We start from the raw sequence: 19,581 nt of genomic DNA on the forward strand, positions 1-19,581 counted from the left end.
CCATGATGAAACTCACCCCACTCAAAAGCCTGTGCCTGATGCTGCTCAGCACCGCATTTGCCAGCCACGCAGCCGTTAACCTGGACCGCACGCGCATTGTTTTTCCGGAAAGCGATAAGGCCAGCAGCCTGAAGATTGAAAATCAGAGCAAAGCGCTGCCCTATCTGGCGCTCTCATGGATTGAAGATGAAAAAGGCCGTAAGGAGGATACGCACTTCATGGCGCTTCCTCCGATTCAGCGCATCGAAGCGGGCTCCGCGTCGCAGGTCAGGATCGTTAAGCAAGCCGCCACCAGCCAGCTGCCGAAAGACAGGGAATCCTTGTTTTACTTCAACCTGCGCGAAGTACCGCCGAAAAGCGCCAGCGCCAGCGATGAACGCAGCGTCATGCAGGTGGCGATGCAGAGCAGGATCAAACTGTTCTGGCGACCTAAAGCCATCACCAAAAAGTCAGGCGAGCAGGCGGAAATGCGGATGGAAATTTCAGCCAATGCGAAAGGGCTGACCGTGCACAATCCGACGCCGTATTACATTACTCTGGCGTGGCTCAGTAAAAATGCGAAAACCATGCTGCCGGGCTTTGACAGCCTGATGATTGCCCCCTTCGCGACGGCGACGACCTCCACTGGTGGCTACCACGGTAATTATTACAGCATCGGCTATATCGACGACTACGGTGCCCTGAAAAAAGTCGACGTGCAGTGCGCAGGAACGGCGCAGTGCACGCTTAGCGAACGGAAGATCGAAAAAGATGCGAAAACTATATAACTTATTGTTTATATTGTTATTCTCTGCACTACCTTTTAAAGGAGCGCTGGCGCTCGATTGCTACCTGGGCGGTTCCGGCGGCCCCGTTGAAGAGGCCAAAACGATCTCGCCGTTTGCTATTCCCAGCAATGCGCAGGTGGGTGAAAAAATCTGGGAGTCGGATGACATCAAAATCCCGGTGACTTGCGACCACAATGTCACAAGCAGCTTTGAACCTGAAGATATTTTTGGCTGGGTGAATCCTTATCCTTCAACCACCGATCCCTATTATGAACTTGGTGTAACCTATGAAGGGATAGACTACGATGCAACAGGCCAGCCCAACGGCGTCGATACCCGACAGTGTCTGGACAATCAAAACATCACAATTTATACCCCTGACCAGATCCGACAAATGGGATGGGAAAATCGAATCTGTTCCGGTAACCCGGACGATATTCACACCTCGCGCACTTTTGTTGCTCGCTTGCGCTTATACGTCAAAATCAAAGCGATGCCGCCCCACGGCTACGTCAGCTCGCTGAGTGATTACATCGTTGTCCAGTTTGACGGTAAGGGCGGCGTTAACCAGATGGCGGATGCGAAAAACCTCAAATATCACATCAACGGTCTGCAAAACATCACCGTGCTGGACTGTGGGGCGACCTTCAGTATTTTCCCGGAAAACCAGGAGATTGATTTTGGCACCTTCAGCGCGCGCGATATTGTGAATCAACAGACGCGTAAACGGACCTTTTCGGTGAAGACGACCAAGGTGCAGGACGCGCAGTGCTCGGATGGGTTCAAAATGGACTCGTCGTTTTATACCACTGAGGCACTTTCCGCAGATGACACGGCATTACTCATTGGGAATGGCCTGAAGTTGCGAATACTGAATGGCACTCAGCCTTATACCTTCAACCATTATGAAGAATATGCCGATTTTACGGGCAGCACGTTGCAGTATCAGCAGGATTACACCGCAGAACTGTCTCCCGTAGAAGGAAAAGCGATCCAGTCCGGTCCGTTCGAAACGGTGGTGCTGTTCAAAATTAACTATCACTAGAGACAAAAAAGCCGGGTTGCCCCGGCTTTTTCACATCAGCACTTTCAGCTGGCTTTGCGCTCGTGCGCCTGGCGATACTCCACCAGATCTTCAATTGTCACTACCGGCATGTTGTGCAGACGCGCAAAGGTGATGCACTCCGGCGCGCGCGCCATGGTGCCATCATCATTGGTCAGCTCGCACAGTACGCCTGCAGGCTTGAAGCCAGCCAGCGTGACCAGATCGATAGTCGCTTCGGTATGACCACCGCGGGTCAGCACACCGCCAGGCTGTGCGCGCAGCGGGAAAACGTGGCCGGGACGGTGCAGGTCGGAGGGTTTAGCACCGTCGGCAATCGCTGCACGTACGGTGGTCAAACGGTCAGCCGCCGACACGCCGGTAGTTACGCCATGCGCCGCTTCAATGGTTACGGTAAAACCGGTCCCGAAGGCGCTGGTGTTGTTCTCAACCATCATCGGCAGTTCAAGCTGCTGGCGACGGTCTTCGGTGATACACAGGCATACGATGCCGCTACCGTGACGGATGGTCAGCGCCATCTGCTCAACGGTCATGTTTTCGGCGGCAAAAATCATGTCGCCTTCGTTTTCACGGTTTTCATCGTCAAGCACCATCACACCGCGGCCTTCGCGCAGTGCATCCAGTGCATGTTCAACACGTTGAATTGAAGTGCCAAAAGAGGAAAGTAGCGTCTGATTCATGGTAAAAAAACCTCATTAACATTATGGTTACCAGAATCAGGGCAGTCTTAGGAGCGCCGTACAAGCGGCAAAAAAATAACGTGAGCGGGCCATGCCCGACTGGATCGTTACTCTCTCCCATCCGGACTTTAACCGTCGGCCCCGGAATTACACCGGATCTGCTGACCTTTGAGAATTCACCCAAAGCGCTCGCGGGCTTTCAGCGTTAAGCTGATTTACCGCCGGTGGGGAATTTCGCCCCGCCCTGAGAATAAGCGAGATAACTATAACGCTATTGATTACCCTGGGCAATGCATAAGCTTCAAACAATTTTGTTTAACCCGCGGCATGACGCGCTACAATAGGCACTAACACCTTTTCATCAAGGGAAACGACAATGATTGACCCAAAGAAAATTGAGCAGATCGCGCGTCAGGTTCATGAGTCCATGCCGAAAGGCATTCGTGAATTTGGTGATGACGTAGAGAAGAAAATCCGCCAGACGCTGCAGGCGCAGTTGGTTCGCCTTGATTTAGTCAGCCGCGAAGAGTTTGACGTGCAGACCCAGGTTCTGCTGCGCACCCGCGAGAAGCTGGCGCTGCTGGAACAGCGTCTGAGCGAGCTGGAAAACCGTAATGCGCCGGAAGAAGTGAAGCCGGCTCCGGCTATTCCACCGGTGGATGACCAGGCATAACTGCGGCCTGATGCCCTCACCCCAGCCCTCTCCCACAGGGAGAGGGTGAAAAAAAACGGGCCAACTGGCCCGTTTTTTTTACTGACTGTCTTTCTGGATCTTCTTGATGATGTTGGTGGTTGAACACCCGTCCTCAAAGTTGAGCACCATCACTTCACCGCCGTTGGCCCAGACCTCTTCGCTACCTGCGATTTGCTCCGGCTTGTAATCCCCACCTTTTACCAGCAGGTCAGGCAGAATGCCGGCAATCAGGCGCTGCGGGGTATCTTCTTCAAACGACACCACCCAGTCCACCGCTTCCAGCGCGCCGAGCACGATCATGCGCTGCTCCAGCGGGTTCACCGGACGCGTTTCTCCTTTCAGGCGTTTGGTCGACGCATCGCTGTTGACCGCCACAATCAGGCGATCGCCCAGCTTGCGCGCGTTCGCCAGGTACGAAACGTGGCCCGCATGTAGAATGTCAAACACACCGTTGGTCATCACCACTTTTTCACCACGCTTGCGCGCGGCGGCGACGGCCACCTTCAGCTCGTCTTCGGTCATCACCCCAAAACCGGTGTCGGCGCGGCCGCGCACCGCGTTTTCCAGCTCGATTGGCGAAACGGTTGAAGTACCCAGTTTACCGACGACCACACCCGCCGCGGCGTTAGCAAAGTAGCACGCCTCTTCCAGGGAGTTACCCGCTGCCAGCGTTGCCGCCAGCACGCCGATCACCGTATCACCGGCACCGGTCACGTCGTACACTTCCTGCGCCTGGGTTGGCATATGCAGCGGCGCTTTGCCCGGCTGCAGCAGCGTCATCCCCTGCTCGGAGCGAGTTACCAGCAGCGCGGACAGCTCGAAATCAGCGATGATTTTCATGCCGCGCTCAACCAGCTCTTCCTCGGTTTTGCACTTGCCCGCCACCGCTTCAAACTCAGAGAGGTTTGGCGTCAGCAGCGTCGCGCCGCGATAGCGCTCGAAATCGGTGCCTTTCGGGTCGATGAGCACCGGCACGCTGGCTTTACGCGCCAGCTGGATCATCGTCTGCACGCTCGCCAGCGCGCCTTTGGCGTAATCAGACAGCACCAGCGCGCCGATATTGTCCAGCGCCTGGTTGATGCGCTCGTGCAGCGGCTCAGGATCAACGCCTTCGAACCCTTCTTCAAAGTCGAGGCGGATCAGCTGCTGGTTACGCGACAGCACGCGCAGCTTGGTGATGGTTGGGTGTGTCGGAACAGAAACGAAGTCGCACTTCACGTTCACGTCCGCCAGCGACTGACTCAGCGCACGCGCCGCATCGTCAATGCCGGTCAGGCCCACCAGACGCGAATGCGCGCCCAGCGAGGCTATATTCATCGCCACGTTTGCCGCGCCGCCAGGACGCTCTTCAATGGTATCGACCTTAACCACCGGTACCGGTGCTTCCGGAGAGATACGGCTGGTCGGCCCATACCAGTAGCGATCCAGCATCACATCCCCGACAACCATAACTCCAGCACGTTCAAACTCTGGCAGTGTTACTTTCATTCCTGACTCCAGAAAGATTCACAATTTGCGCGCGATAATATCACACTTGATTTGTTACGCACGGTTCCACCAGCCACTTCTGCCAGCTGGCCTTTACCTGGGCACGTTCATGAGCAAAACAGTCCAGCGCCACGTGCCCCGGCTGTTCCTGCAGCGCCAGGTGGTGAAGCTCATCGCGCAGCGTCGTGTAGGCGCGGGTTAAGGCCTGCGCCTCCTGCTCATCCATAATGTCGTTTTGCGCCAGCAGTTCCAGAATGCGCACGTTATCGGACCAGCGCGTCAGCTTCGGTTTATCGTGAGCGTGCAGCAGCACCAGATACTGAGTGATAAATTCAATATCGGTAATTCCGCCCTCATCAGCTTTGATATCAAAGCGATCGCGATGCTTATTGCCGAGATGGGCGCGCATTTTTTCCCGCATTTCCCGCACTTCCGTTTGCAGCGTGCTGCCTTCGCGCGGGGTAGTCATAACCTCCCTGCGGATCGCATCGAACTGCGCGTGCAACTGCGGATCGCCGTACACCACGCGGGCGCGCACCAGCGCCTGATGCTCCCACGTCCAGGCTTCGTTCTTCTGGTAATCGGCAAAAGATTCCGTCGAGGTAACCAGCATGCCCGCCGCGCCGGACGGGCGCAGCCGCGCATCCACTTCGTACAGAATGCCTGACGAGGTGCGGGTGCTGAACAGGTGCATAATGCGCTGGGCCAGGCGGAGGTAGAACTGACGCCCGTCGATTTCACGCTCGCCGTCGGTTATCACGTCGGCCGGGCAGTCGTGCAGGAAGATCAGATCCAGATCGGAGCTGTAGCCCAGCTCCCAGCCGCCCAGCTTGCCGTAACCCACCACCGCAAAACCACGGCCTTCACGGTCGGCAAGATGTTTTGGCTGGCCGTAGCGGGCCACCATCTGCACCCACGCCTGATGGACAACCGCGTCGATAATCGCCTCCGCCAGCCAGGTTAAGTGATCGCTCACTTTCATCACCGGCAGCGTGCCGGCAATATCCGCCGCCGCCACGCGCAGCATCTGCGCCTGCTTAAACTGGCGCAGCGCTTCAAGCTGCTGCTCTTCATCTTCTTCCGGCACGCGCAGCAGGTACTGACGCAGTTCGTCACGATAGGCATCCGTCGCCGTTGGCTGGTAGAGCGTGTTCGGGTCGAGCAGTTCATCCAGCAGCAGCGGGTAGCGCGCCAGCTTGTTGGCCACCATTGGCGACGCGGCGCAGAGGGTAATCAGGTGCTTCAGTGCCCCCGGAAACTCACTCAGCAGTTCAAGGTAGGTGGTACGCGTGATAATCCCGCTCAGGAGCGGCATCATGCGCGACAGCGGCACCGGCGCGTCTTCGCGCGAGCACACCTCGCTGAGCAGATGCGGCATCAGGTGATCCAGCACCTGACGACCGCGCGGGCCAATGGCGCGTTTGTTCAGCTCAAGGCGGAAATCGGCAATCAACGCCACCACCCGATGGCGGGCATCGTCGCTTAAGTGCGTCAGCACCGGCGTGGTGTCATCTTCCTGAAGCGCATCCTGCCACAGCTCGCGCCAGTGTTCGGAAAGCGCATCGTCCGGCGATTCACTTTCGTCGTCGCCAATCAGATCGTTGAAGATGCGGCGCACGCCTGCCATATGGGCATCCAGCCGTTCAGTCAACGTTGACCAGTCGTTCACGCGCATGCCCCAGACCAGGCGCGCCCGGTTAAGGTCATCGCCCGGCAGGGTCTGGGTCTGTTCGTCGTTGATGCTTTGCAGCAGGTTTTCCAGGCGGCGCAGGAACAGATAGGCCTCGCGCAGCGTTTGCGCGTCACCATCCGGCAGCAGGTGAAGCTGCTCAATGGCGGACAGCGTCGGCAGCAATGAACGAGACTGCAGCGACGGCTCGCGCCCGCCGCGAATAAGCTGGAAGACCTGGACGATAAATTCGATTTCGCGGATGCCGCCCGCGCCAAGCTTGATGTTGTCCTTCAGACCGCGACGGCGCACCTCGCGGGCAATCATTCCTTTCATATTGCGCAGGGACTGGATCACGCTGAAGTCAATGTAGCGGCGGAACACGAACGGGCGCAGCATGGCGCGCAGCTCGTTAGCCCAGGTATCGTCGCCGTCCCCCATGATCCGCGCTTTGACCATCGCGTAGCGTTCCCAGTCGCGCCCCTGTTCCTGGTAATAGTCTTCCAGCGCGGCGAAGCTCAGCACCAGCGGACCGCTGTCGCCAAACGGGCGCAGACGCATGTCGACGCGGTAAACAAAGCCGTCCTGCGTCGGCTGGTCCAGCGCCTTAATCAGACGCTGGCCGAGGCGGGTAAAGAACTGAGCGTTATCCAGCTCGCGACGACCGCCGCGCGTGGAGCCGTTCTCTGGCCAGGCAAAGATCAGGTCGATATCGGAGGAGAAGTTCAGCTCACAGCCGCCCAGCTTGCCCATCCCCAGAATCAACAGTGGCTGCGGAACCCCTTCGTCGCTGCACGGCGTGCCCCACTCTTTACAGCAGGCGTCGTAGAGCCAGTCCCGCGCGGCGACAATCAGCGTCTGCGCCAGCTCGCTCAGCTGCTGCAAGGTGCTCTCTTCGCTCACCAGCTCCAGCGCCTGCGCCCAGGCAATGCGCACCATCACCCGGCGACGGAACTGACGCAGGACGCGCATCAGCGTGGCTTCATCCGCCACCTCTGCCAGCGCGGTTTGCAGCCAGCCAGCATAATGTCGCCACTCGTCAGCCTGCGGCGGCGCGCTTTCCAGCTCCGCCAGCCAGTCCGGGTTGGCGCTGACGCTCTCCTGCACAAAATCACTGAACGTGAGCACGCTTTTCGCCTGCTCGCTTAACGATGACGCGGGTAACGACTCGGGCAGACGTTCGCAAACGGTCTGCCAGTGCTGCTGTAACTGCGAAGAAAGCGGCATATCAGGGGTTCCTTGCCAGAATTAACGTTTTCCGCTGTGCAGCCAGTACGGATCCTGCGAAATGGCTTCGTTGCGGAAATGCTCGATCTCAATCTGCTGACGGGTCTCAATGGCATGCTTAAGTCCCTGCCAGTTCTCCAGCCAGGCCTGCGCCTTCACGCCCTCATACGCACCGGACAGCAGCAACATGCTGTCGATATTACGTGCCAGACGAGGAAGCTGGTCGCCATACTGGTCGCCCAGCGGATGCGCGAAGGTGGTTCTCAGCTCGGCGGCGTGGCGGGAAAGATGGATATCCGCGAAGCGTTTAAAGTTATCCGCGATTTTGGTCTGCGCTTTTGCATCGAGGAAGGCGCGCCAGCCGCGCGTCACCAGAAACTCGGTCAGGGCCAGTTTTGCCGCGGCATTTTGCGGGCTGTAAAGCGCGGTTTGCGCCGACACGTCGGAAAGCAGCAGCGTCTCGGTCTGGGTCAGCAGATCGCGTAGGTGAGCGCTAGCTTTTCGTGGAACGATACCGCCAAACAGCGTCAGGGTATGACGCACCAGCCCGATGGCGGCCAGCACCTGTTTTTTGCCATTTTTGACGTTACGCGCCCACAGCTCTTCATGGTACTGCCATTGGGAGAGCGCCAGCTCCAGCGCTGCTTCCATGCCCTGCTCAATGCTGGCTTTCGGGACGACGCGCAGAATAGGGATCTCTCTCAGCACGCGTGGCGCATTTCCGGCAGCCAGGTGATAGCCGCGCGCCGCTTTGCTCAGGCTCCCCTGACGTAAACCCGGCTGGCTCACCAGCTTACGCGCCAGCTTCAGCACGTCGCTCGCATCACCTTCCAGCAGCTCCAGTTCCAGCTCACAGATCGGTTCCTGGAACTCACCCGCCTTCACCTCGCCTAAATCCAGCGCGATTTCAATGCGGCTCTTGCCTTCCGTCACCAGCCATTTCTCACGAGCGAAATCGGTGCTGAACAGCGGCTGTACCTGCCCTGCCAGCGTGGCGGGCAGTTCGCCTTCCGGCCAGACTTCCGCCGGGAAACGTTCGAGCTCAAGTTCTGGCTTACTGATGTCGATATTGTATTCCGGGCGCTGATGCAAACCGCCGACCACGCGGCCAGCGATTTTCATCGTCATCTCGTAGCGCCCGTTCGCGCCGCGGATGCGCAGCCCCATATCGTGGTTGCGCAGCCAGTTGTCCGGCGTTTCGTAGTAGATGTTGAGCAACTGTACGGGTTCATGGTGCTCGCCGGAGAGGGTATTCAGATGCTGACGGAGCGCGTCAACGCTGTCTTTTTCGACGATAAATTTTAATTCGATTTCCTGAGCCATAGCCTTGTACTTTTGCGGGCGTCACAGACGCGTCAATGAGGGCGAACTTCCTCGCCATTTGTTTGTCAGTACATAGTATTTTGCGCCAAATTGCCATGCAATGAGCAATTTGTCGGGCGTAAATGTGTAGAGTCGTGACACAGATGATTCTGATTGCTGATGAATGCTTTGCGTAGAGACACTGTTGCCACTACTATCGTTCCACTATTTATGAAAATAACGACTAATGATGCTTAAATTACGCCTGATTGGACTTACTTTACTCGCTTTTAGCGCCGCAACCGCAGTGCACGCTGAAGAGAAGCGTTACGTTTCTGACGAACTGAACACCTGGGTACGCAGTGGCCCCGGAGATAATTATCGCCTCGTGGGCACGGTGAATGCCGGCGAGGAAGTCACCCTGTTACAGACCAACTCGGAGACCAATTACGGTCAGGTTCGCGACAGTTCCGGCCGTACCTCCTGGATCCCGATGAAAGAGCTGAGCACCGTGCCAAGCCTGCGCACCCGCGTGCCGGATCTGGAAAACCAGGTGAAGACCCTGACCGACAAGCTGAACAACATCGACGGCACCTGGAACCAGCGCACCGCCGAAATGCAGCAGAAGGTGGCGCAGAGCGACGGCGTGATTAACGGTCTGAAAGAAGAGAATCAAAAGCTCAAAAACGAGCTGATCGTCGCGCAGAAAAAAGTGAACGCCGCGAACCTGCAGCTTGATGACAAACAGCGTACCATTATCATGCAGTGGTTTATGTATGGCGGCGGCGTGCTGGGCGTAGGTCTGGTGCTGGGTCTGGTTCTGCCACATCTGATCCCAAGCCGTAAGCGTAAAGATCGCTGGATGAACTAATTCGTCTTCTCTGCCAGACTTACGTATTATCTTGCGAAAAGAGAAAACGGGAGAGTTGGGCGTGAAGAGTTATCTGGTCGGTGGTGCGGTACGTGATGCGTTGTTAGGTCTGCCGGTCAAAGATAAAGACTGGGTGGTGGTGGGTGCCACCCCGGAAGAGATGCTCGACGCGGGCTACCAGCAGGTAGGCCGCGATTTTCCCGTGTTTCTGCACCCGAAAAGCCGGGAAGAGTACGCCCTGGCGCGTACCGAGCGGAAATCCGGTTCCGGCTATACGGGATTCACCTGCTACACCGCGCCGGATGTAACGCTGGAGCAGGATTTGCTGCGCCGCGATCTCACCATTAACGCCCTCGCCCAGGACGAAAACGGCCATATTATCGACGCCTACGGCGGGCAGGATGACCTGCGCGACCGTCTTTTGCGCCATATCTCCCCTGCATTCTCTGAAGATCCGCTCCGCGTCCTGCGCGTGGCGCGCTTTGCCGCGCGTTACGCCCACCTGAGCTTCCGTATTGCCGATGAGACAATGGCATTGATGACGGCCATGACCGAGGCGGGCGAGCTGGAACACCTGACGCCGGAGCGCGTCTGGAAAGAGACAGAAAACGCCCTCACCACCCGTAACCCGCAGGTCTTTTTCCAGGTCCTGCGCGACTGCGGCGCGCTGAAGGTGCTGTTCCCGGAAATCGACGCGCTGTTTGGCGTCCCCGCGCCGGCAAAATGGCACCCGGAAATTGATACCGGTGTACACACGCTGATGACCCTAAGCATGGCCGCCATGCTCAGCCCTGAAGTGGACGTACGCTTTTCCACCCTGTGCCACGATCTCGGCAAAGGCTTAACGCCGAAAGAGTTCTGGCCGCGCCATCACGGGCACGGTCCGGCGGGCGTAAAACTGGTTGACGGGCTCTGCCAGCGCCTGCGCGTGCCGAATGACATCCGCGATCTGGCAAAGCTGGTCGCCGAGTTCCACGACCTGATCCATACCTTCCCGATCCTGAAGCCCGCCACCATCGTTAAGCTGTTCGATAATATCGACGCCTGGCGCAAGCCGCAGCGCGTGGAACAAATTGCGCTCACCAGCGAAGCCGACGTTCGCGGCCGCACCGGGTTTGAAGCCTCTGATTACCCGCAGGGGCGCTTGCTGCGCGAAGCGTGGAAAATCGCAAAAGCGGTGCCGACGAAAGACGTGGTCGAGGCAGGATTTAAGGGGCCGGACATTCGCGAGGAGTTGACGAAACGGCGGATTGACGCGGTAGCCGCGTGGAAGGAAAAACGTTGCCCTCAGCCGAAAGAGTGAGGGCAACCCGTCATCAGAAGAAGACCACGTACACCGCTGCGGCGACGATAAAGCGGTAGATCGCGAACGGAATGAACGAGATACGCTTGATCAACTGCAGGAAGGTTTTGATGGCAATCAGCGCCACGATAAACGCGGTGATAAAGCCCACGGCAAACATCGGAATGTCGCCGGTGCTCAGGAAGTGATAGCTCTTATAGACGTCGAGTACGGTTGCGCCCATCATCATCGGCACCGCCAGCAGGAACGAGAACTCAGACGCGGCGTAACGGCTCACGCCCATCAGCATCCCGCCTGAAATCGTGGCCCCTGAACGGGAGAAGCCCGGCCACAGCGCCAGACACTGGAAGCAGCCAATGATAAACGCCTGACGGTAGGTCATGTCATCCAGACCTTCCGCACGCGGGACTTTTGGCTTCAGCACTTCGGCGGCAATCAGCAGGAAGCCGCCCACCACCAGCGCGTACATGACGTTAATCGGGTTAAACAGCGACTTAATCGTGTCGTGGAAGACCAGCCCCAGCACCACCGCCGGGATCATCCCGAGCAGGATATGAATCAGCGTCAGGCGGCCCTTGCTTTCACCTTCACGCTGCGGCAGGCGGCCAAAATGGATGCCGATCAGGCCAAACAGGCGACGCCAGAACATCACCACTACCGCCAGAATCGAGCCCAGCTGAATCACCACCTCAAACGTCTTTGCGGTATCGCCTTCAAAGCCCAGCAGATGGCCAACGATAATCATATGGCCCGTACTGGAAACCGGCAAAAACTCCGTCAATCCTTCGACCACACCCAGAATTGCCGCCACCAGCAGCGAGTGCATATCGCTCATCTATAAACCCCTAAAAAGATATAAAAAAACGGTGCCCCATTCGGACAACCGATAAGATACAGTCTTGAGACCGGTATAACCTAAAATGGTTTAGCAATTATGACGTTAAATCTTCCCTTTCAGATTTGTGCCACGCTCGATAATCACGCCTACGTTGGCCGCACGCGCCACTGCACCCGGCTTGCTCAGCTTGATGCGCACCCACGGTGAGTTGAATTTGGTCAGCAGCAGGTCCGCTACCTCTTCCGCCACCCGTTCCACCAGCGCAAAACGTTGCCCTTCCACGTGGGCGATAACCGTTTCACTGATATCGGCATAGCTCAGACAGTCGTTCACGTCATCGCTTTTTGCCGATTTGCGGTTATCCCATCCCATTTCGATATCGAACACCAGTTTCTGCTCGATGGTCTGTTCCCAGTCGTAAACACCAATTGTGGTGATTACCGAAAGTTGCTCTATAAATACAATATCCATCACGACCTGCCTGCTTTTTGGCTAAACCGGATACCACTTCCGGCGAATTATGCGTATTATCCACAGATGCTGAGAATACAGATACATTTTCAAAACGGAACAGCGTTATGAGTGCAATCGCGCCTGGAATGATCCTCCTCGCCTATCTTTGCGGCTCAATCTCCAGCGCCATTCTGGTCTGCCGCATTGCCGGGTTACCTGACCCGCGTGAAAGTGGTTCCGGGAATCCGGGAGCGACCAACGTGCTTCGAATTGGCGGCAAGGGAGCAGCCGTAGCGGTTTTGATTTTTGATGTTCTGAAAGGGATGCTACCCGTATGGGGCGCGTATGCGCTGGGCGTCACGCCGTTCTGGCTCGGTCTTATTGCCATCGCCGCCTGCGTCGGCCATATCTGGCCCGTATTCTTTGGTTTTAAAGGCGGCAAAGGCGTTGCAACCGCCTTTGGTGCCATTGCGCCCATCGGCTGGGACTTAACCGGCGTCATGGCCGGGACCTGGCTGCTGACCATTCTGCTGAGCGGCTATTCGTCGCTGGGGGCCATCGTCAGCGCGCTGATCGCCCCGTTCTACGTCTGGTGGTTTAAACCCCAGTTCACCTTCCCGGTATCGATGCTCTCCTGCCTGATCCTGCTGCGTCATCACGACAATATCCAGCGCCTGTGGCGTCGTCAGGAAACCAAGATCTGGACGAAGCTTAAGCGTAAGAAGAAAGACGCTAAATAAAGCGTTCGTTATGCCTTATAACCAAATGTGATTTTGGTCACCTTCTGCCTGTGGTAACTGTTAGAGACACAACACAACCACACAAAAAGAAAAATGACAGAAATCACAGAATCAGCTCCCCTTTCAACGGCAGGAAGCACCCCGGATGGCGACATCAAGTGGGTGCGCAGCGCATCGGACGTTTCACGTCTCGTTAATGACGGCTCACAGGGCCGGGCCAACGCCCGGATCGTGGTGGGTATCGCGCTGGGCGGGATTTTCCTCGACGCCTACGATCTCGGCGCGCTGGCGTTCGGCATTAAAGACATTACCCGCGAATTTAACCTGACGCCCGCCGGTACCGGCATGGTGGCCTCGGCGATTACCTTTGGTGCCATTGTCGGGGCGCTGCTCGGCGGCTACCTCACGGATAAAATCGGGCGCTACCGCGTGTTTATGGCTGATATGGTGTTCTTCGTGGTCGCCGCTATCGCCTGCGCGCTGGCCCCGAATGAATATGTGCTGGCGGGCGCGCGCTTTGTGATGGGGCTCGGCGTGGGGATCGATCTTCCCGTGGCGATGGCGTTCCTGAGCGAGTTCGCCAGGCTCAAAGGGCCGGGCAATAAGGCCTCCAGCGTCGCGATGTGGTGCCCTACCTGGTATGCCGCGATCAGTATTTCCTATCTGCTGGTACTGTTCTTCTACGCCGTGCTGCCGGAAAGCCACAGCGACTGGCTGTGGCGTTTGATTCTCGGCTTTGGTGCAGTGCCCGCGCTGGTGATTATCGCCATCCGCAGCCGCTACATGAGCGAATCGCCGGTCTGGGCGGCGAATCAGGGCAACCTGAAAGAGGCGGCGTCCATTTTGCGGCAGTCGTACAATATTAACGCCCACGTCCCGCAGGATGCGCTTACCCAGCCAGCGCCTGTCGTGAATAAAGCCAAATGGTCGAACTATCTGAACCTGTTCCGCGGCATCTATCTGCGGCGTACCACGCTCGCCACGCTGCTGTCAGTCGTCTCCTCGTTCGCCTATAACGCCGTGGCCTTTGGCCTGCCGGTGATTATTTCAAGCTTCTTTGTGCAGTCTATGCTGACCACCATTCTGATCTCGCTGGCGCTGAATCTGCTGTTTGCGTTTATCGGCGGATTACTGGCGGTGCGCTACGTGCCGCGCTTCGGCGCGTGGCGGATGTCGCTGGCGGGTTACGCCTGTCAGCTTGTGGCGCTGCTCGGGCTGGCGCTGATTGGTCGTCCTGATGGTGCAACAGAAGGCGCGATCGCCGTCGCGATGCTGGCGCTTTTCTTGTTCGGTCAGGGATTTGGCCCGGGTGCACACACCATGACATTTGCCTCGCTGAGCTACCCGACCTCCCTGCGCGGCGTGGGCGTGGGTCTCAACCAGACGCTGATGCGCAGCAGCTCCACACTGTCGCTGTTCCTGTTCCCGCTGCTGGTCGCGTCTCTCGACACCGCCGTGTTCTGGGTGATTGCGCTGGCGCCGTTTATCGGTCTGGCGTCATTGCTGGCGATCCGCTGGGAGCCGTCCGGATATGATGTGGATGCGGAGGATTACCGGTAACGACACATCGCTTCGGTGGGTTCACCCCACCGAAGTGCACTTACAAATCTTCCAGCAGCGTTCGGGAGAGTTTTTTTAGCATTTCCAGCTCATCATCATTCATCCGCATGCTGCAGCGAATCTGGTCCGGCAGCGCCATCACCTGCTTTTTCAGTTCTTTCGCCTTATCCGTCAATACGACATTTTTCATCCTTTCATCCCCCACAACCGCGATACGGTTGAGAAACCCTTTTGCCTCGAGCTTCTGAACCAGCGGGGTCAATGTGCCTGAATCAAAATTGGTTTTATCGCTGAGATCGCGAAGCGGGATGTTGTCTTTTTCATAAAGCGCCATCAAAACAACAAATTGCGGATAGGTCAGATCCATCTCCTGCAGCAGGGGGCGATACTGGCGCACGAACGCATTGGTGACCGAGTACAGCGAGAAGCACAATAAATCATCTAGCGTTTTGTTTTCTTTCATTTTTCTATCAACCCTGAATCTGTTGTCTAAAAAAATTATAAATAATGTTTGACTAAAAGTATCTTGCGCGCAAGTATTATACTAACAATTAAATAGCGCACTATTTAGTTATCCAATCAAATACGTTAAAAGAGGTACCACCATGAAAACATTAACCGCCATCCTGATTTCTTCCGTCTTCGCGTCAGCCGCGGCATCCGCTCAAACCACCAATACTCCAGCCCCGACCGCAGGCGTACAGGCATTTCTTGATGTCCTGAATGCTGGCAAAGGGAAACCGATGGAACAGATGACCCCGCAGGAGGCCCGCCAGGTGCTGATCGGCGCTCAACAAGGAGCAAAATTGCCGCCCGCTCAGGTGACGGAAAAAACGATCCAGGTCAATGGCCAGACGATCGCCCTTAAAATTGTGAAGCCTGAACATGCTGCCGGTACGCTCCCGGTATTTATGTTCTTCCACGGTGGCGGTTGGGTGCTGGGTGATTTTCCAACCCACGAACGTTTAATCCGCGATCTGGTTCGCGCATCAGGCGCCGCAGCGGTTTACGTTGATTACACACCGTCACCTGAAGCCCATTTCCCGGTGGCAATCAATCAGGCCTATGAAGCGACAAAATGGGTCGCCGAGCACGGCCAGGAAATTGGCGTGGACGGTAGCCGTCTGGGCCTGGTAGGTAACAGTGTGGGCGGCAACATGGTGGCTTCCGTGGCGCTGCAGGCAAAACAGTTCAACGGGCCAAAAATTCGCTACAACGTTATGCTCTGGCCGGTTACCGATGCGAATTTTGATACTGCCTCGTATAACCAGTTCGAGAACGGCTATTTCCTGTCGAAAAACATGATGAAATGGTTCTGGGATAACTACACCACCAGCGCTGCCGATCGTAACAATATCCTTGCCTCTCCGCTTCGCGCCAGCACTTCACAGTTGAAAGGCTTCCCGGAGACGCTGATTCAGACAGCTGAGCTGGACGTTCTGCGGGATGAAGGTGAAGCATTCGGGCGTAAACTGGATGCGGCTGGCGTCCCGGTGACCGTCACGCGCTATAACGGCATGATCCACGATTACGGCCTGCTTAACCCGCTGAGCCAGGAGCCAACGGTTAAAGTCGCCCTTGAGCAGGCAGGTGCAGCATTGCATGACCACCTGAAATAGGATCGTCATGCTTCACACAGAGCACGGCCCCGGGCCGTGCTTTTTAATTTTCTCTATCCATAAGCGACTCATATGACAGCCTTCATTTCCGCCAGGGCATACTGAAACGACCCCGATGATACGCAGATGGAAGCAGCATGTTAGCAGCTCAGGTCACTGATAATACGTATAAAGGCTGGCAGGCGTCGCTTGCCCTGCAGTTTTGTCACACCCCTGAGAAAACCCTCCTGCATTCCGCGCACCACGTCGGGCCGCTTACGGTTCAGCGGCCGTTTTACCCTGAAGGCGAGACCTGCCACCTTTACCTGCTGCACCCGCCCGGCGGCGTTGTGGGCGGCGATACGCTGGATATTTCCGTTCGGCTAAACGCCAATAGCCACGCGCTTATCACCATGCCCGGCGCCAGCAAGTTCTACCGCAGCAGCGGCCCGCAGGCCCGTCTGAGCCAGCACTTTTACCTTGATGAAAACGCCACGCTGGAGTGGCTGCCGCAGGACACCATTATCTTTCCCGGCGCGAACGCCGCGCTGCGTTCCGTCTTCCACCTTACGTCCTCCAGCACGCTGCTGGCGTGGGAGCTGTACTGCCTGGGCCGCCCGGTGATCGGTGAGACCTTCAGCCACGGCACGCTGGAGAGCCGTCTTGAGGTGTGGGTGGCTGACGAGCCGCGCCTGATAGAGCGCCAGCACCTCAGCGACGGCGATCTCACACCCGTTGCCGGACACCCATGGATCGGCACCCTGCTGTTCTATCCGGCCCGGGAAGAACATCTCGACACGGTGCGCGCGCTGCTCGCGCCTCTCGGCCATTTTGCGGGGGCAACGCTCACCGACGATCTGCTGTCGTTGCGTTTTCTCTCCCACGACAATCTGATTTGCCAGCGGGTGATGCGCGACATCTGGCAGTCGCTTCGCCCGCTTCTCACTACCAAAACCGCCTGTTCGCCGCGCATCTGGCAGACATAAGAGAAACGTTATGGAACTGACCCCCAGAGAGAAAGACAAGCTGTTGCTGTTCACCGCCGCGCTGGTTGCCGAACGCCGCCTTGCGCGCGGGGTAAAGCTCAACTACCCGGAATCGGTCGCGCTGATCAGCGCCTTTATTATGGAAGGTGCGCGCGATGGCGAAACCGTCGCCTCGCTAATGGAGGCGGGCCGCCACGTCCTGACGCGGGATCAGGTGATGGAGGGCGTGCCGGAGATGATCCCGGATATTCAGGTAGAAGCCACCTTCCCGGACGGCTCCAAGCTCGTCACCGTCCACAACCCGATCGTCTAAGGAGCGCGTGATGATCCCAGGTGAATACCAGATCCAGCCCGGTACTATTGCGATCAACGTCGGGCGCGAAACCCGAACCGTGATTGTTGAAAACCACGGCGACAGGCCGATCCAGGTCGGCTCGCACTACCACTTTTACGAGGTCAACCCGGCGCTGAAGTTTGACCGTGAAGTGACCCGAGGCTACCGGCTGAACATTCCGGCGGGTACCGCCGTGCGCTTCGAGCCCGGCCAGAAGCGGGAGGTGACGCTGGTTCAGGTCACGGGCGCGCAGCGCATTTTCGGTTTTCGCGGCGAGGTCATGGGCGAGGTGAAACATGGCTGAAATTTCGCGCCGGGCGTATGCCGACATGTTCGGCCCCACCACCGGGGATAAGGTGCGGCTGGCGGACAGCGAGCTGTGGATCGAAGTGGAGAACGATCTCACGGTCTACGGCGAAGAGGTCAAGTTCGGCGGCGGGAAAGTGATCCGCGACGGCATGGGCCAGGGGCAGATGACCGCTGACGGCTGCGTGGATCTGGTTCTCACCAACGCGCTGATCGTCGACCACTGGGGGATCGTGAAAGCCGATATCGGCGTCAAGAACGGGCGGATCTTCGCCGTTGGCAAAGCCGGAAACCCGGACATTCAGCCCGGGGTGACGATCCCGATCGGTGCTGCGACGGAAGTGATTGCCGCCGAGGGGAAGATCGTCACCGCCGGCGGGATCGACACCCACATCCACTGGATCTGCCCTCAGCAAGCGGAAGAGGCGCTGGTCTCCGGCGTCACCACCATGATCGGCGGCGGCACCGGTCCGGCGGCGGGCACCAACGCCACCACCTGCACACCGGGGCCGTGGTATATCGCCCGCATGCTGCAGGCTGCCGATACGCTGCCGGTGAATATTGGCCTGCTCGGCAAGGGGAACGGCTCCAACCCGGACGCCCTGCGCGAGCAGATCGCCGCGGGCGCCATCGGGCTGAAGATCCACGAGGACTGGGGCGCGACGCCCGCGGCGATTAACTGCTCGCTGGAGGTGGCCGAAGAGATGGATATTCAGGTGGCGCTGCACAGCGACACGCTGAACGAGTCCGGATTTGTTGAAGACACGCTGGCTGCCATTGGCGGGCGCACCATCCACACCTTCCACACCGAAGGGGCGGGCGGCGGCCACGCGCCGGATATCATCACCGCCTGCGCGCACCCGAATATTCTGCCCTCCTCCACTAACCCGACCCTGCCCTACACGGTGAACACCATCGACGAGCATCTCGACATGCTGATGGTTTGCCATCACCTCGACCCGGATATCGCCGAGGACGTGGCGTTTGCCGAATCCCGCATTCGCCGGGAGACCATCGCCGCCGAAGACGTGCTGCACGATATCGGCGCGTTCTCGCTCACCTCGTCAGATTCACAGGCAATGGGCCGCGTCGGGGAAGTGATTATCCGCACCTGGCAGGTGGCGCACCGCATGAAGGTTCAGCGCGGCGCGCTGCCGGAAGAGACGGGCGAGAACGACAACTTCCGCGTGAAGCGTTATGTCGCCAAGTACACCATTAACCCGGCGCTCACTCACGGCATCGCCCACGAGGTCGGTTCGATTGAGGTGGGCAAGCTGGCGGATCTCGTGGTCTGGTCCCCGGCGTTCTTCGGCGTCAAGCCCGCCACCATCGTTAAGGGCGGGATGATCGCCTGCGCGCCGATGGGCGACATCAACGCCTCGATCCCCACGCCGCAGCCGGTCCATTACCGCCCGATGTTTGGATCGCTGGGTGCCGCCCGCCACGCCACGCGGCTGACGTTTATCTCGCAGGCCGCCAGTGCGAACGGCATCCCGCAGCAGCTCAACCTGCAAAGCGCCACGGCGGTGGTGAAGGGCTGCCGGACGGTGAAAAAGGCGGACATGATCCACAACGGCCTGCAGCCGAATATCACCGTCGATTCGCAAACTTACGAGGTGCGCGTCGACGGCCAACTGATAACCAGCGAACCGGCCGACGTTCTGCCGATGGCGCAACGCTATTTCCTGTTTTGAGGAGTGAA

General features: G+C 57.9%; 19 protein-coding genes and 1 riboswitch. Of the genes, 12 read left to right on the top strand and 7 right to left on the bottom strand.

Annotated elements, in window-relative coordinates; all coding sequences use genetic code 11:
* Positions 1-5 precede the first annotated feature (5 nt).
* Positions 6-767, top strand: a complete 762-nt coding sequence (locus D5066_RS14895) for a fimbrial biogenesis chaperone (RefSeq protein WP_119916404.1) — start codon at positions 6-8, stop codon at positions 765-767.
* On the top strand, positions 751-1,812 hold the full coding sequence (locus D5066_RS14900) for a fimbrial protein (RefSeq protein ID WP_119916405.1): 1,062 nt from the start codon (positions 751-753) through the stop codon (positions 1,810-1,812). The genes D5066_RS14895 and D5066_RS14900 overlap by 17 nt, the downstream gene beginning before the upstream one ends.
* Positions 1,813-1,856: 44 nt before the next feature.
* Here the strand turns inward: D5066_RS14900 and ribB are convergent, their stop codons facing one another.
* A complete protein-coding gene (gene ribB, locus D5066_RS14905; RefSeq protein ID WP_080328233.1) occupies positions 1,857-2,510 on the bottom strand; it encodes a 3,4-dihydroxy-2-butanone-4-phosphate synthase in 654 nt (217 codons plus the stop codon).
* A 105-nt stretch (positions 2,511-2,615) separates the two neighbouring features.
* A riboswitch (FMN riboswitch) is annotated at positions 2,616-2,766 on the bottom strand.
* Positions 2,767-2,886: 120 nt separating this feature from the next.
* Here ribB and ubiK point away from each other — a divergent pair.
* Positions 2,887-3,183, top strand: a complete 297-nt coding sequence (ubiK, locus tag D5066_RS14910; RefSeq protein ID WP_045371366.1) for a ubiquinone biosynthesis accessory factor UbiK — start codon at positions 2,887-2,889, stop codon at positions 3,181-3,183.
* A 78-nt stretch (positions 3,184-3,261) separates the two neighbouring features.
* On the opposite strand, the gene hldE is transcribed toward ubiK, so the two are convergent.
* The 3 genes from hldE to D5066_RS14925 are packed head-to-tail and all read right to left on the bottom strand — an operon-like array spanning position 3,262 to position 8,911.
* On the bottom strand, positions 3,262-4,692 hold the full coding sequence (gene hldE / locus D5066_RS14915) for a bifunctional D-glycero-beta-D-manno-heptose-7-phosphate kinase/D-glycero-beta-D-manno-heptose 1-phosphate adenylyltransferase HldE (protein ID WP_080328234.1): 1,431 nt from the start codon (positions 4,690-4,692) through the stop codon (positions 3,262-3,264).
* Positions 4,693-4,732: 40 nt separating this feature from the next.
* Positions 4,733-7,588, bottom strand: a complete 2,856-nt coding sequence (gene glnE, locus D5066_RS14920) for a bifunctional [glutamate--ammonia ligase]-adenylyl-L-tyrosine phosphorylase/[glutamate--ammonia-ligase] adenylyltransferase (RefSeq protein WP_119916406.1) — start codon at positions 7,586-7,588, stop codon at positions 4,733-4,735.
* Between the two features lie 21 nt (positions 7,589-7,609).
* Positions 7,610-8,911 (bottom strand): CYTH domain-containing protein, encoded by a 1,302-nt coding sequence (locus D5066_RS14925; RefSeq protein ID WP_119916407.1) that lies wholly within the window; start codon positions 8,909-8,911, stop codon positions 7,610-7,612.
* Between the two features lie 229 nt (positions 8,912-9,140).
* Between D5066_RS14925 and D5066_RS14930 the strand changes: the two genes are divergently transcribed.
* On the top strand, positions 9,141-9,761 hold the full coding sequence (locus D5066_RS14930) for a TIGR04211 family SH3 domain-containing protein (RefSeq protein WP_119916459.1): 621 nt from the start codon (positions 9,141-9,143) through the stop codon (positions 9,759-9,761).
* Positions 9,762-9,822: 61 nt separating this feature from the next.
* Entirely contained in the window at positions 9,823-11,064 is a 1,242-nt protein-coding gene (locus tag D5066_RS14935; RefSeq protein WP_119916460.1) for a multifunctional CCA addition/repair protein, read from the top strand.
* A 13-nt stretch (positions 11,065-11,077) separates the two neighbouring features.
* On the opposite strand, the gene bacA is transcribed toward D5066_RS14935, so the two are convergent.
* Both bacA and folB read right to left on the bottom strand, forming a co-directional pair.
* Positions 11,078-11,899 (bottom strand): undecaprenyl-diphosphate phosphatase, encoded by an 822-nt coding sequence (bacA, locus tag D5066_RS14940; RefSeq protein ID WP_119916408.1) that lies wholly within the window; start codon positions 11,897-11,899, stop codon positions 11,078-11,080.
* A gap of 105 nt (positions 11,900-12,004) precedes the next feature.
* The gene (gene folB, locus D5066_RS14945; protein ID WP_080328238.1) at positions 12,005-12,373 is read right to left on the bottom strand and encodes a bifunctional dihydroneopterin aldolase/7,8-dihydroneopterin epimerase; all 369 of its coding nucleotides are present in this window, start codon (positions 12,371-12,373) and stop codon (positions 12,005-12,007) included.
* A 107-nt stretch (positions 12,374-12,480) separates the two neighbouring features.
* Between folB and plsY the strand changes: the two genes are divergently transcribed.
* Both plsY and D5066_RS14955 read left to right on the top strand, forming a co-directional pair.
* Entirely contained in the window at positions 12,481-13,095 is a 615-nt protein-coding gene (plsY, locus tag D5066_RS14950) for a glycerol-3-phosphate 1-O-acyltransferase PlsY (RefSeq protein ID WP_061097029.1), read from the top strand.
* Positions 13,096-13,188: 93 nt separating this feature from the next.
* Positions 13,189-14,655 carry an MFS transporter gene (locus tag D5066_RS14955; protein ID WP_080328239.1) on the top strand — a complete coding sequence of 489 codons (1,467 nt, stop codon included), beginning with the start codon at positions 13,189-13,191 and terminating at the stop codon, positions 14,653-14,655.
* A gap of 40 nt (positions 14,656-14,695) precedes the next feature.
* Here D5066_RS14955 and D5066_RS14960 read toward each other — a convergent pair whose 3' ends face one another.
* Positions 14,696-15,118: a MarR family winged helix-turn-helix transcriptional regulator gene (locus tag D5066_RS14960; protein WP_061097027.1), complete on the bottom strand. Its 423-nt coding sequence runs from the start codon at positions 15,116-15,118 to the stop codon at positions 14,696-14,698.
* 142 nt (positions 15,119-15,260) lie between these two features.
* Here D5066_RS14960 and D5066_RS14965 point away from each other — a divergent pair, with 142 nt between their 5' ends.
* The 5 genes from D5066_RS14965 (at position 15,261) to ureC (ending at position 19,573) form a co-directional block, all read left to right on the top strand.
* Entirely contained in the window at positions 15,261-16,274 is a 1,014-nt protein-coding gene (locus D5066_RS14965; protein WP_119916409.1) for an alpha/beta hydrolase, read from the top strand.
* 137 nt (positions 16,275-16,411) lie between these two features.
* Complete coding sequence (locus D5066_RS14970) at positions 16,412-17,239, top strand: urease accessory protein UreD (protein WP_119916410.1); 828 nt, start codon at positions 16,412-16,414, stop codon at positions 17,237-17,239.
* A 10-nt stretch (positions 17,240-17,249) separates the two neighbouring features.
* On the top strand, positions 17,250-17,552 hold the full coding sequence (locus D5066_RS14975) for an urease subunit gamma (protein ID WP_003862556.1): 303 nt from the start codon (positions 17,250-17,252) through the stop codon (positions 17,550-17,552).
* 10 nt (positions 17,553-17,562) lie between these two features.
* Positions 17,563-17,877 carry an urease subunit beta gene (locus tag D5066_RS14980; protein ID WP_119916411.1) on the top strand — a complete coding sequence of 105 codons (315 nt, stop codon included), beginning with the start codon at positions 17,563-17,565 and terminating at the stop codon, positions 17,875-17,877.
* Positions 17,870-19,573, top strand: coding sequence for an urease subunit alpha (ureC, locus tag D5066_RS14985; protein ID WP_119916412.1), 1,704 nt, complete (start codon positions 17,870-17,872; stop codon positions 19,571-19,573). Before D5066_RS14980 ends, ureC begins: the two co-directional genes overlap by 8 nt.
* Positions 19,574-19,581: the final 8 nt, after the last annotated feature.

The organism is Enterobacter chuandaensis (genome assembly GCF_003594915.1).
In the GTDB taxonomy this organism is placed as follows: domain Bacteria; phylum Pseudomonadota; class Gammaproteobacteria; order Enterobacterales; family Enterobacteriaceae; genus Enterobacter; species Enterobacter chuandaensis.